Source organism: Streptomyces durbertensis, from assembly GCF_014156695.1.
In the GTDB taxonomy this organism is placed as follows: Bacteria; Actinomycetota; Actinomycetes; order Streptomycetales; family Streptomycetaceae; genus Streptomyces; species Streptomyces durbertensis.
The window spans coordinates 1-12,516 of sequence record NZ_WMLF01000131.1 but is presented as its reverse complement, the minus strand read 5'-3'; the positions used below and the strand labels follow the sequence as shown (position 1 = coordinate 12,516).

At 73.4% G+C, this 12,516-nt stretch carries 13 protein-coding genes; 4 read left to right on the top strand and 9 right to left on the bottom strand.

Features of this window, described 5'->3' with window-relative positions; translation table 11 throughout:
* The coding region (locus tag GL263_RS11525; RefSeq protein ID WP_182855534.1) for a GDSL-type esterase/lipase family protein at window positions 1–890 on the bottom strand (890 nt) is incomplete at its 3' end.
* 303 nt (window positions 891–1,193) lie between these two features.
* Here GL263_RS11525 and GL263_RS11520 point away from each other — a divergent pair.
* The gene (locus GL263_RS11520) at window positions 1,194–1,688 is read left to right on the top strand and encodes a DUF3145 domain-containing protein (RefSeq protein WP_182855533.1); all 495 of its coding nucleotides are present in this window, start codon (window positions 1,194–1,196) and stop codon (window positions 1,686–1,688) included.
* A 70-nt stretch (window positions 1,689–1,758) separates the two neighbouring features.
* Here the strand turns inward: GL263_RS11520 and fabF are convergent, their stop codons facing one another.
* From fabF to GL263_RS11495, 5 genes are all read right to left on the bottom strand, one after another.
* On the bottom strand, window positions 1,759–3,024 hold the full coding sequence (gene fabF / locus GL263_RS11515; protein ID WP_182855532.1) for a beta-ketoacyl-ACP synthase II: 1,266 nt from the start codon (window positions 3,022–3,024) through the stop codon (window positions 1,759–1,761).
* Window positions 3,025–3,109: 85 nt separating this feature from the next.
* Window positions 3,110–3,358: an acyl carrier protein gene (locus tag GL263_RS11510; RefSeq protein ID WP_143648679.1), complete on the bottom strand. Its 249-nt coding sequence runs from the start codon at window positions 3,356–3,358 to the stop codon at window positions 3,110–3,112.
* Window positions 3,359–3,399: 41 nt separating this feature from the next.
* Window positions 3,400–4,404: a ketoacyl-ACP synthase III gene (locus GL263_RS11505; RefSeq protein WP_182855531.1), complete on the bottom strand. Its 1,005-nt coding sequence runs from the start codon at window positions 4,402–4,404 to the stop codon at window positions 3,400–3,402.
* Between the two features lie 16 nt (window positions 4,405–4,420).
* Window positions 4,421–5,350: an ACP S-malonyltransferase gene (locus tag GL263_RS11500; RefSeq protein WP_182855530.1), complete on the bottom strand. Its 930-nt coding sequence runs from the start codon at window positions 5,348–5,350 to the stop codon at window positions 4,421–4,423.
* Window positions 5,351–5,444: 94 nt separating this feature from the next.
* Window positions 5,445–6,668 carry a PucR family transcriptional regulator gene (locus tag GL263_RS11495; RefSeq protein WP_438947948.1) on the bottom strand — a complete coding sequence of 408 codons (1,224 nt, stop codon included), beginning with the start codon at window positions 6,666–6,668 and terminating at the stop codon, window positions 5,445–5,447.
* Window positions 6,669–6,831: 163 nt separating this feature from the next.
* On the opposite strand from GL263_RS11495, the gene GL263_RS11490 reads away from it, so the two are divergent.
* Entirely contained in the window at window positions 6,832–7,539 is a 708-nt protein-coding gene (locus tag GL263_RS11490) for a pirin family protein (protein WP_182855528.1), read from the top strand.
* A gap of 21 nt (window positions 7,540–7,560) precedes the next feature.
* Here the strand turns inward: GL263_RS11490 and GL263_RS11485 are convergent, their stop codons facing one another.
* Window positions 7,561–8,376, bottom strand: a complete 816-nt coding sequence (locus GL263_RS11485; protein WP_182855527.1) for a serine hydrolase domain-containing protein — start codon at window positions 8,374–8,376, stop codon at window positions 7,561–7,563.
* Between the two features lie 115 nt (window positions 8,377–8,491).
* Here GL263_RS11485 and GL263_RS11480 point away from each other — a divergent pair, with 115 nt between their 5' ends.
* Together GL263_RS11480 and GL263_RS11475 are read left to right on the top strand one after the other, a co-directional pair.
* On the top strand, window positions 8,492–8,965 hold the full coding sequence (locus tag GL263_RS11480; RefSeq protein ID WP_182855526.1) for a MerR family transcriptional regulator: 474 nt from the start codon (window positions 8,492–8,494) through the stop codon (window positions 8,963–8,965).
* A 122-nt stretch (window positions 8,966–9,087) separates the two neighbouring features.
* The gene (locus tag GL263_RS11475) at window positions 9,088–10,029 is read left to right on the top strand and encodes an aldo/keto reductase (protein ID WP_182855536.1); all 942 of its coding nucleotides are present in this window, start codon (window positions 9,088–9,090) and stop codon (window positions 10,027–10,029) included.
* 36 nt (window positions 10,030–10,065) lie between these two features.
* Here GL263_RS11475 and GL263_RS11470 read toward each other — a convergent pair whose 3' ends face one another.
* Window positions 10,066–10,962, bottom strand: a complete 897-nt coding sequence (locus GL263_RS11470; protein WP_182855525.1) for a DUF4429 domain-containing protein — start codon at window positions 10,960–10,962, stop codon at window positions 10,066–10,068.
* A 56-nt stretch (window positions 10,963–11,018) separates the two neighbouring features.
* On the bottom strand, window positions 11,019–12,137 hold the full coding sequence (locus GL263_RS11465) for an alpha/beta hydrolase (RefSeq protein ID WP_323379353.1): 1,119 nt from the start codon (window positions 12,135–12,137) through the stop codon (window positions 11,019–11,021).
* Window positions 12,138–12,516: the final 379 nt, after the last annotated feature.

Genomic DNA, 12,516 nt, shown 5'->3' with positions numbered 1-12,516 from the left:
ACCCGGGCGAGGATCTGCTGGCCGCGCTTGCTCGGGTGGAAGTAGTCCCAACGGCTCAGCTCGGAGACGCCGAACGGGTACGCGTGCACCGCTCCGCCGTCGTGCCGGCAGCGCGCGTCCGCCTCGCAGACCTCCTTGAGCACGGTGTTGTACTCGGTGACCCGCGCGGCCACCGCGTCGCGTCGCTTCTTGTCGGCCGGACCCGTGGACAGCGGGTCGCGCAGCATCGACTGGCAGACGCCCATCTGCCACACGTTCCGTGCCGCCTCGACCTTGCTTCCCTCGCTCCACAGCCGCCGCAGGTCGGGGATGCTCGCCACGAAGAGCTGGGTGTCGGGGAGCTCGGAGCGCAGGGTGCCGACGGCGCGGGTGAGGTCGCGTCGGAAGGACGCTGTGGACGTCATCGTCGCCGGCTCGTCGGTGCAGGCGTCGTTGGCGCCGATCAGGACGGTGACGAGTTCCGGCTTGTCGACGACGGCCTTGGCGGCCTGCCCCGGCAGGTCGGCGACAACCGCGCCGGAGACGGCGTGGTTGAAGGCCCGGCCCGTCGGGTCGGAGAGCAGGCGCCGGGCGAGGCTGTCGACGGTCGGGTCCGTACCGGTGGACCACGACACCTCAGGGCAGTCGGCGAGCAGTTTGCAGGAGTCGAAGCCCGTGGTGATCGAGTCGCCGAGGGCGGCGACGGATCCGGGGCTGGGGTTCCAGCGGGGCGCGGAGCGGGCCTCCGCCTCGGGGCCCGCGGTCTCCGCGGACTCGCCGCGCGTGCCCGGCTGGTCGGCCGGCGCGTCCGACGAGCCGCCGCAACCCGCGGTGAACGCGAGCGCCGCCGCGATCACCAACGCGCCGGTCGCGCGCCCCCGTTGTACGGCCGTGCGCCTGCTCGAACCCATGCGCTGTTCCCCTTCCTTCCGGCCCTACTCGCCGGTGTACTTGAGACCGTACGACACCGCGCCGCCGTTCCCCACACCTCGGAGTCGACGCGTTCCGACCGAATCACTGGCCCGGGACCCCACGTTCCGTCACGCTGCGTGCCGCCTGAGTGCAATTTAAGCGAAATGGTGTTTACTGTTCGTCACTCGGAAGCTGGTGCGCGCCGCGCTGATGGGGCAGAATGTCAGGCGCCGCCGATGCCTTACCGGCAGGGACACGAGGCCGCTGGGGAAGGCGAACCTCACACCGCACGGGAGGCCCCGGTGACGACACGTGGAGTCCTGTACGTACACTCCGCGCCGCGCGCGCTGTGCCCGCACGTCGAGTGGGCGGTCGCGGGCGTCCTCGGCACGCGCGTCAACCTCGACTGGATCAAGCAGCCCGCCTCGCCCGGCACCTGGCGTGCCGAGCTGTCCTGGCAGGGCGACCCGGGGACGGCCTCCAAGCTCGCCTCGGCGCTGCGGGGTTGGCATCTGCTCAGGTTCGAGGTGACGGCGGAGCCCTGCGCCACGGCGGAGGGCGAGCGCTACAGCTCCACGCCGAGCCTGGGCATCTTCCACGCCGTCACCGGCATGCACGGCGACATCCTCATCCCGGAGGACCGGCTGCGGGCCGCGCTCGCGCGGGCCGAGGGGGAGGGCGCGGTGCTCGCCGACGAGCTGCACAAGCTGCTGGGCAAGCCGTGGGACGACGAGCTGGAGGCGTTCCGCTACGCCGGCGAGGGCGCGCCGGTGCGCTGGCTCCACCAGGTGGTATGACGCCGCAGACGTGAGCGGGCGGGCCGACCCGAGGTCAGCCCGCCCGCTCTGCCGTGTCGGTGACGGCCGGTCAGACCGTCCGGAACGCCAGCACCACGTTGTGGCCGCCGAAGCCGAACGAGTTGTTCACCGCGGCGATGGTGCCCTGCGGCAGCTGCCGCGCCTCGTCGCGCACGACGTCGGCGTCGACCTCGGGGTCGAGGTCGTCGACGTTGATCGTCGGCGGCGCCAGCCGGTTGTGCAGCGCCAGCACGGTGGCGACGGTCTCGATGCCGCCGGCGCCGCCCAGCAGGTGGCCCGTCATGGACTTCGTCGCGGAGATCGCCACGTGGTCCAGCTCGTCGCCGAGCACCTTGCGGAGCGCCTTGATCTCGGCCACGTCGCCCTGCGGGGTGGAGGTGGCGTGCGCGTTGAGGTGCGCGACCTCGGCCGGCTTGAGATCGGTGCTGTCGAGCAGGTTCTGGAGCGCGGCGGCGATGCCGCGACCGGTCGGCTCGGGCTGGGCGATGTGGTGGCTGTCCGCGGACAGGCCCTGGCCCAGCGCCTCGCAGTAGATCCGCGCGCCGCGCGCCCGGGCGTGCTCGGCGGACTCCAGGACGACGATGCCGGCGCCCTCGCCGAGGACAAAGCCGTCACGCGCGGTGTCGTAGGGACGGGACGCGCGCTGCGGCTCGTCGTTGTTCTTGGACATCGCCATCATGTTGGCGAACGCCGCCACGGGCAGCGGGTGGATGGCGGCCTCGGTGCCACCGGTGACGACCACGTCGGCACGGCCGGTGCGGATCATCTCGATGGCGTAGCCGACCGCCTCGGCGCCGGAGGCGCAGGCGCTGACCGGGGAGTGCACGCCGGCCCGCGCGTTGACCTCAAGACCCACGTTGGCGGAGGGGCTGTTGGGCATCAGCATCGGCACGGTGTGCGGGGAGACGCGGCGGGCGCCCTTCTCCCGCAGCACGTCGTACTGGTCGAGCAGCGTGGTGACGCCGCCGATACCGGAGGCGACGACCGCGCCCACCCGGTCGGGGTCCACCTGGTTGCCCTCGTCGCCGGCGCGGCCTTCGAAGCCGGCGTCGGCCCAGGCCTCGCGGGCGGCGATCAGCGCGAACTGCGCCGAACGGTCCAGCTTGCGGGCGAGCGGCCGGGGAAGCTGCTCACCGGGCTCGACCGCCGCGCTCGCGGCGATCCGCACGGGCAGTTCGGCGGCCCATTCCTGTTCGAGGGGGCGCACGCCGGATCTTCCGGCGATCAGCCCCTCCCACGTCGAAGCGCTGTCGCCACCCAGCGGTGTGGTTGCGCCGATACCGGTGACGACCACGGTGCGATTGGTCGCGTTCACGGGATTCTTGTCTCCACGGTTAGAGGGTGTGCGATCTGCCCACCTCGGGCACGCCGGGTGGCGACAGACGCTCGGATCAGGCTGTTCAGCCCTGGTGCTTCAGGATGTAGTCCACGGCGTCGCCGACGGTCTTCAGACCCTTGACGTCGTCGTCCGGGATCTTGACCTCGAAGCGCTCCTCGGCGGCCACGACGACCTCGACCATGGACAGCGAGTCGACGTCCAGGTCGTCGGTGAAGGACTTGTCCAGCTGGACGTCCTCGGTCGGGATGCCGGCGATCTCGTTGACGATGTCGGCGAGGCCTTCCAGGACCTGCTCGCTGGTGTGGGCCATGTGTGGCACTCCTTTGTAGTGATGGTGATGAGTGAAACGGACTAGGGGAGGGTAACGACCGCTGCCGCGTAGACGAGACCCGCCCCGAACCCGATGACGAGCGCCGTGTCGCCGCTCTTGGCCTGCCCGGTGGCCAGCATGCGCTCCATGGCAAGCGGGATCGAGGCGGCCGAGGTGTTGCCGGTGGACTCCACGTCGCGGGCGACCGCCACGTGTTCCGGCAGTCTGAGGGTCTTCACCATCGAGTCGATGATCCGCATGTTCGCCTGGTGCGGGATGAAGACGTCCAGGTCCTCCGCCGTGATGCCGGCCGCCTCCAGCGCCTGCTGGGCGACCTTGGCCATCTCGAAGACGGCCCAGCGGAAGACCGTCTGGCCCTCCTGGCGGATGGCCGGGAACTTCTCCACCGTGCCGTCACGGTAGTCGTCCCACGGCACGGTCTGGCTGATCGCGTCCATCTTGTCGCCTTCGGAGCCCCACACGGTCGGGCCGATGTGCGGCTCGTCCGAGGGGCCGACGACCACGGCGCCGGCGCCGTCGCCGAAGAGGAACGCGGTGGAGCGGTCGGTGAGGTCGGTCAGGTCGGACAGCCGCTCGACGCCGACGACCAGCACGTACCGGGCGCTGCCCTCGACGACGAGGCCCTTGGCGATGGTCAGGCCGTAGCCGAAGCCGGCGCAGGCCGCCGAGATGTCGAACGCCGCCGCCTTGCCGGCGCCGAGCCGGTGGGCGATCTCGGTGGCGACCGAGGGGGTCTGCTTGAAGTGCGAGACGGTCGAGATGACCACCGCTTCTATCTGGTCGGCGGTCAGTCCGGCGTCGGCGATGGCCTTGCCGGCGGCCGACAGCGTCATCTCGGTGACGGTCTCGTCCGGGCCGGCCCAGTGCCGGGTGGCGATGCCGGAACGGGAGCGGATCCACTCGTCCGAGGAGTCGATGTGCTTGAGGATCTCCTCGTTGGGCACGACCCGCTGCGGTCGGTAGCCGCCGACGCCGAGAATCCTCGCGTACGGGGAACCCTTGGCGGGCTTGATCTTCACGGTCATCTCGCGCGGGCTCCTATCAGGCGGCGCCGTGCTCGGCGAAAAGCGCCCGCGCGGCTTCCAGGTCGTCGGGCTTCTTCAGCGCCACCCGCTGCACGCCGGGCATGCCGCGACGGGCCAGACCGGTCAGCGTGCCACCGGGGCAGACCTCGATCATCGCGGTCGCGCCGCGCTCGGCGAGGGTCGCCATGCACAGGTCCCAACGGACCGGGTTGGCCACCTGGCCGACCAGGCGCTTCAGCAGCTCGCCGCCGTCGGTGACGACCTGGCCGTCCTTGTTGGAGACGACCGGCAGCCTCGGGGTGCCGGCGGTGATCGGCTCGACGGCCCCGGCCAGCGACGCCACGGCCGGCGCCATGTGCTCGGTGTGGAAGGCGCCGGCCACCTTCAGCGCGCGGATCTTGGCGCCCTCCGGCGGCTCCTCGGCCAGCGCGGCGAGCTGCTCCATCGTGCCGGCGGCGACGATCTGCCCGGCGCCGTTCATGTTGGCCGGGGTCAGCCCCAGCTTCTCCAGGTGGGCGACGACGGCCTCCGGGTCGCCGCCGAGCACGGCCGTCATGCCGGTCTCGGTGACGGCGGCGGCCTCGGCCATCGCCAGGCCGCGCCGGCGCACCACGGTCAGCGCCTGCTCGTCGGTGAGCACGCCGGCGATGGCCGCGGCGGTCAGCTCACCGACGCTGTGGCCGGCCACGGCGCCCAGCGGCGCCTGCTCGGCGTGGTCACCGAGCAGCGCCTGGGCGGAGATCAGTCCGGCGGCGACCAGCAGCGGCTGGGCGACGGCGGTATCGGTGATCTCCTCGGCGCCGGCCGTGGTGCCGTAGCGGACCAGGTCGAGACCCACCGCGTCGGACCACGCGCCGAGCCGGTCGGCGACACCGGGGAGTTCCAGCCATGGGTTCAGGAAGCCGGGCGTCTGAGCGCCCTGGCCGGGAGCGACGAGTACGAGCACTCTCACACTCTCTCGTGTCAGGCGAGGTCCCCGCCCGTGGGGACGGAGACGAAGAACGGTCGGGTGAATTGTCAACCCTCGACAAAGCGCGCCATCAAGGGGTCGCGGCCTCCTCGCCATCGAGGAGACGCCCGAGAATCAGCGCGATACGCAGCGTAAACGCCGAGCGTACATCGGAGGGGGACCATCCGGTGACGTCCGTCACACGTCGCAGCCGGTAGCGCACGGTGTTGGGGTGGACAAAGAGCATCCGGGCGGCGCCCTCAAGGCTGCTCGCCTGCTCCAGGAAGACGCTCAGCGTTTCCAGCAGCGCCGAGCCGGCCTCCTCCAGCGGTCTGTAGATCTCCTCCACCAGCAGCGTGCGCGCGGTCGGGTCGCCGGCCATCGCGCGCTCCGGGAGGAGGTCGTCGGCGAGCACCGGGCGAGGTGCGTCGGGCCAGGCCGAGCTGGCCCGCAGGCCGGCGGCCGCCGCCTGCGCGGAACGTGTCGCCGACAGCAGGTCGCCGACCACCGGGCCGGCCACCACCGGGCCCGCCGCGAACGGCCCGATCAGGGACTTCGCCGCCTTGAGCGGGTCGGGAGTACCGCCGGCGATCACCACCAGCCGGCTGCCGAGCACCCCGGTGAGCACCTGGAGCTTGGCCTGCCGGGCGGCCCGCCGGATCGCCTCGACCGTCAGTTCGCTGTCCCCGTCGGGTGCCGTGCCCAGCACCACCGCGACGTGTTCGGGCGCGTTCCAGCCGAGCGCCGCCGCCCGGGAGACGGTGCCCTCGTCGGCCTCGCCGGAGAGCACGGCGTTGACCACCAGCGACTCCAGCCGGGCGTCCCACGCGCCGCGCGCCTCGGCGGCCTGCGCGTACACCTGGGCGGTCGCGAAGGCGATCTCCCGCGCGTAGACCAGCAGCGCCTCCCGCAGCACCGACTCGTCGCCGGGGGCCGCCACCTCGTTGATCGCGGTCTCCATGACCTCGATCGTCGTGCGGACCATCTCCACGGTCTGCCGCAGCGTGATCGCCCGGGTCAGCTCCCTGGGCGCGGTGCCGAACACGTCGGTGCTGATGGCCTGCGGTGTCTCCGGATGGCGGAACCACTCGGTGAAGGCGGCGATGCCCGCCTGCGCGACCAACCCGATCCAGCTGCGGTGCTCGGGCGGCATCGCGCGGTACCAGGGGAGCTGGTCGTCCATGCGCGCGATGGCGGCGGCGGCCAGCTTGCCTGAGGAGTGCTCCAGCCGCCGCAGGGTGGCGGCGTGCGGATGCGCGGCGGACGGGTTCGGCGTGGGCTCAGCGGGTTCGGGCACGGGACAAGCCTGCCTTATCGGAAGCGCGGGACGGGAACGGGGTGCGGGGACCGCCGTCCGGCCCGTCGGCGGCGGGTGCGAGCGGCGGGCGTCGGCGGCGGTGTGAGCGGCGGGCCTCGACTGCGGGCCTCGACGGCGGGTGTCGGCGGGCCGGCATTGTCGGGCGCAGTACGGTGGCCGCATGCTTCAGGTGCAGAGGGCCGGGGACCGCTACCCGGGCGGCGACCCGGCGGCCGGGATCGACACCCGGCACGCGTTCTCCTTCTCCGGCCACTACGACCCGGACAACACCGGCTTCGGACTGCTCGTCGCCTGCAACGAGGAACGCCTCGCGCCGGGCGCCGGGTTCGACGAACACCCGCACCGGGACCTGGAGATCGTCAGCTGGGTGCTGGAGGGCGAGCTGACGCACGAGGACTCCACCGGCCGCACCACCACCGTCCGCCCCGGCGACCTGCAGCGGCTGAGCGCCGGCAGCGGGGTGCGGCACGTCGAGCGCAACGCGGGCGGGGCGCCGCTGCGCTTCCTCCAGATGTGGCTGGTGCCCGGCGTCTTCGGGCGGCGTCCCGCGTACGAGGTGGTGCGGGACGGCGCCGTCGGCACGGGGTACGCCCTGCCGGACACCGACGCGCGGCTGAGCGTGCACCGCCCGCGCGCGGGGGAGCGCGTGACGGTGCCGCCCGCCCCCTTCTGCTATCTGCACGCGGTGGCCGGGCGGCTGACGATCTCCGGTGCGGAGTCCGCCACCCTCGCCCCGGGCGACGCCGCACGGCTGCGACGCGGCCCGGAACCACTGGACCCGTGGGGCCCGACGGTGACCACCGTCACGGCCGAGGAGGACGCCGAGTTCCTGCTGTGGGAGATGGGTGGCGAGCCCGCCTACGGCTGAGCACCGCCGCCGCGGCGGGCGTCAGCCGCGCAGTTCGGCGAGCACCGCGTCCGTGAACGGCGGCCACGCCTCCACGGCCCACGGCCCGAACGCCCGGTCCGTCAGCGCCACACAGGCCGCGCCCGCGTCCGGGTCGACCCACAGGAACGTGCCCGACTGGCCGAAGTGGCCGAACGTGCGCGGCGAGGAGTGGGCGCCGGTCCAGTGCGGCGACTTGCCGTCGCGGATCTCGAAGCCCAGGCCCCAGTCGTTGTTCGCCTGGTTGCCGTACCCGGGCAGCACACCGCGCAGCCCGGGATGCACCACGGCGGTCGCCTCCGCGACGGTCCGCGCCGCGAGCAGCCGGGGCGCCTGCACCTCGGCGGCGAACGCGGCCAGGTCGGCGGCGGTGGACACGGCGTCCTTCGCGGGTGAACCGGTCAGTTCGGTGTCCGCCATGCCGAGCGGTGCGAGCACCGCCTGGCGCAGGTACTCCGCGAACGGGATGCCGCTCGCCTTGGTGAGGTGGTCGGCCAGCACCTCGAAGCCGGTGTTGGAGTAGAGCCGGCGGGTGCCCGGCCCGGCCATCGTGCGGTGCTCGTCGAAGGCGAGGCCGGAGGTGTGCGCCAGCAGATGGCGCACGGTCGACCCGGGTGGGCCGGCCGGCTCGTCGAGTTCGACGGCGCCCTCCTCGATCGCCACCAGCACCGCGTACGCGGCCAGCGGCTTGGTCACCGAGGCGAGGGGGAAGCGGTGGCGCTGCGGGCCGTGCGCGCCCGCCACCGTGCCGTCCGCCCGTACGACCACCGCGGCGGCGGTCTCCACGGGCCAGTTGTCGATGATCCGCAGGCTCTCCATGGTCCCCGAGCCTACCCACCGACCCCGCCACCGGCGGGAACAGGTCCGCCCGGCCGCCCGTCCGGCGCCGGCGGGGCTTGCCTGGAGTGCACTCCAACCTTCTAGCGTTCACGACATGAGCCAGACACCACAGGGGAGTTGCTGTCCGGCACCGGAGTCCGTGCCGGCCGGGAGGCCGCCGGCCGTCGGGACCGGCGGGCGCTACACGATCAGCGAGGTCGCCGAACGCACCGGGCTGAGCGCCCACACGCTGCGCTGGTACGAGCGGATCGGCCTGATGCCGCACATCGACCGCTCGCACACCGGCCAGCGCCGCTTCACCGACCGCGACCTGACCTGGCTCGACCTCGTCGGCAAGCTGCGGATGACCGGCATGTCGGTCGCCGACATGGTCCGCTACGCCGAACTCGTCCGCGCCGGCGAGCACACCTACCCCGAGCGCAGACGTCTGCTCGCCGCGACCCGCGAGGACGTCCTGCGCCGCATCGACGAACTGCGCGACACCCTCGCGGTACTCGACTTCAAGATCGCCCACTACACCGGCTACGAGGACACCCCCGCGGTGTCCGAGGAGGCAGCGACACCGTGAACCACCCGACGACCCCGACGACCCCGACCGACGCGGCGACCCCGGCCGACGCGGCAACCGGCCTGCCCGCCGTGCGGCTGGGCGCCCACGGCCCCACCGTCAGCGCGCAGGGGCTCGGCTGCATGGGCATGAGCTTCGCCTACGGCCCGACCGACGAGGGCTCGGCCCGGGCCACCCTGGAACACGCCCTGGAGCTGGGCGTCACCTTCTACGACACCGCCGACATGTACGGCTTCGGCGACAACGAACGCTTCCTCGCGCCCTTCGTCCGGGCACACCGCGACGAGCTGGTCCTGGCCACGAAGTGCGGCATCGTGCTGGACCGCGACAACCCGTCGGCGCGCGGGGTGCGCAACGACCCCGGCTATCTGCGGCAGTGCCTGGAGGGCAGCCTGACCCGGCTCGGCGTGGACAGCGTCGACCTGTACTACCTGCACCGCAAGGACCCGGCGGTACCGATCGAGGAGACCGTCGCGGCGATGGCGGAGCTGGTGCGCGAGGGCAGGGTGCGGCACCTCGGGCTGAGCGAGGTGACCGGCGACGAGCTGCGGGCGGCCCACGCGGTCCACCCGATCGCGGCGGTCCAGTCGGAGTGGTCGCTGTTCAGCCGGGACGTCGAGCGGTCGGTCGTGCCGGCCGCCGCCGAACTCGGCGTCGCGTTCGTGCCGTACTCCCCGCTGGGACGAGGCTTCCTCACCGGCGCGTTCACCGACGCCGGGCGCGAACTCGGTGAGGGCGACTACCGCAGGACCGTCCCCCGCCTCACCGGGGACCACGCGCGGGAGAACGCCCGGCTGCTGGAACCGCTCCGGCGGATCGCCGGGCGGCGCGGTGCGACACCCGGCCAGGTCGCGCTCGCCTGGGTGCACCACAGGGCCGGGGCGCACGGGCTGCCGGTGGTGCCGATCCCCGGCACCCGCCGGCCCGAGCGGGTGGCGGAGAACGCGGCCGCCGCGACGCTGGAGCTGACGGGCGAGGAACTGGCGGCGCTGGAGCCGATCGCCGCGCGGGTCGCGGGAGACCGCGCGGCCGACATGTCCCTCACCAGCGCGGCCCGCGAGTGAGACCCGCTTCGGCGGCCTCGGCCGTCGGGCCGCTCCTCACAGCTCGGCGAGCAGCTCGGCCTTCTTCCCGGCGAACTCCTCGTCGGTGAGCAGCCCGGCGCCGTGCAGCTCGCCGAGATGCCGGATGCGCTCGGCTATGTCCGCCGGGTCGGCGCGCACCGAGGTGGCGGGGACCCGGCGGGCGGCCTGCACGGGGGCCCGCTCGTCCAACGGGTCGGTCTCGGCGGCCCGGATCGCCGCGAGCACCGCCGCGGCCAGCGGCAGCGACTCGTGCACCAGCCCGTAGCCGAGTCCGAAGACCACGGCCGCCGGGTCGTGGTCCGGTTCGCCGGGGCGTTCGGCCGGGTCGACGCCGCGCGGCAGCAGCCGCAGGTAGCCGTTGAACAGTTCGGGCGAGCGCCATTCGACGCCGGCCAGCTCGCTGACGGCGAACGTCTGGTCGCCGGCCTTCCACTTGGCCGAGGAGGCGCCGGTCCAGAACCAGCGGAACGACACCGAGGTGCCGTCGAACGACGCCTTGCCGTCGTAGGCCTTGAACTGCAGCGGCGCCGCCGGCGCTTCCACCAGGTGGCGGTCGGCGGGGGAGTGCGCGTCGGGGCCGAGCGCGCGGGACAGCTCGTCGGCGTAGTACTCGGCCAGGGTGTTCTTCTCGGCGGGCAGTACCAGCGCGTACGGGTCGCACCGGGCGCTGAGCTGGCCGTTCGCCACCTCCAGCAGCGGGTCGGCGCCCGCTCTGGGCCGGGCCCGCAGGACCACCGTGCCGCGCTTCGCCCCCGGGACGACCTCCGCGCCGCTCAGCGCCTCGTAGGGGATGCGCCGCTGCCCGAGCACGTGGAACAGCTTCGGCGTGCGGATCCCCCGTTCGAAGCGGATGAGCACGGAGTCGGCGTCGAACTCCCAGCTGGAGTGTGTTCCGTCCAGTACGTCACCCATGCGGCCCATCGTATGCGCCGTCCGGGTGGTCCTGCCCTGTGGTGGACGCCGCGTGTTCAGAGCGTCTCGACGGAACCGTAACTACCGGTTCCGACAGCGGTCAGGTTCGTCAGGCTGCCGGTGCCCGGCAGGAAGTAGTCGGAGTGCCCGGCGGCGCCGCCGGTGGCCAGTCGGCGGGAGCCGAAGCCCGGCTCCACCGGGTCCTCGCCGTGGCCGAGGCCGCCGAAGTTCAGGTGCGGCACGTCGGCGATCCAGTCGCCGTCCGCGCGCATCGCCCAGAGCGTGCGGCGCTCGCCGAGCACGGCGGCGCTCCTCAGCCGCATGCCGGGGCTTCCGGCGACGGCCACGTCGGTGACCCGGGCCGGCGCGTCCGGGGCGGCCAGTCCGCAGACCACCGAGCCGTAGCTGTGGCACAGCAGGGCGACCGTCGACCGTCCCGGCAGCGCCGTCAGCAGCCGGTTGAGCCGCCCGGCGCCCTCCCGGGCGAGGTCGCCGGTGGCGGCGTCCATGCTCACACCGCGCGGCGTGGTGTAGTCCGCCCAGGCGATCACCGCCGTACGCACGTCGGGTGCCAGGGTCCTGCCGCGGTCGTAGACCGCCTGCGCCATGCCGACCGGGGCGGTGTAGCGCAGCGCCGTGCGCTGGAAGGTCAGCAGGTCGGTGTCGACACCGGGCACCACGACCACCACCCGCTCGGCCCGTCGCAGGTCTCCGAACACCTCGGCGGCGCGACCCCGACCTGTCGGGTCGAACGCGAGGATCTGCCGCCCGGCCTTGGACATCGAGCGGAAGCGGTTCATGCGGCGTCCGGCGTCGTGCTGGCCGGTCGGGCTCAGCCGGGCGTCCTCGGTCCGTTCGCGTTCGGTGTCGATCATGTCCCGCAGCGCGATCCGGTTGGCCCGGTAGCGCAGCTCCAGTGGTGCCCCGTCGAGGTTGCCGACCACCATCGGGTGCCGTTCCGCCAGCCGGGTCCGCTGCCGCTCGGTGAGGGAGTCGAAGAAGCCGCGGATCTCGAACGCCGGCGCGTCCGGCGCCGGCACCGACCGCCCCGCCACGGTGGCCGAGGACCAGTCGAGCAGCGCGGCGTCGCGCGCCGAGGGCGCGGCCGGCCGGCTCTGGACGGCCGTCCAGCCGGCCGTCGCCAGCAGGACGAAGACGACGCCGAGCGTCAGCACGATCCGCCACGGAGAGAAGCGCCGCCGACCGGACGCCCGACCGCCCCCGCCCGGAGGGCCCTCGCCGGGCGGGCAGTCGGCGGGCGAGAGCTGGCGCGGGATCAGGGCCCCGCGGCGCAGAAGGCCGAGGTGGGCCGGGTACCAGGCGGAGTCCTCCCGCCACCCAACGTGGTGACCCGGCCGCGAACCGGAGGGCGCCCGGTGCGGCGGCCCGGGCGACGGCCGGCGGTCGTGCGAACACGTCGCGGTGGTGGAGCTGTTCACAGGTGGCACACCATACGAGACGTCACCGACACCTCCGCCGGAGGCGTGACGTGTCTCACTTTCTCGTCGGGTCGCCGGGGCGCTCGGGGAGCGCGCGGCCGGCCGGCGGTACGGG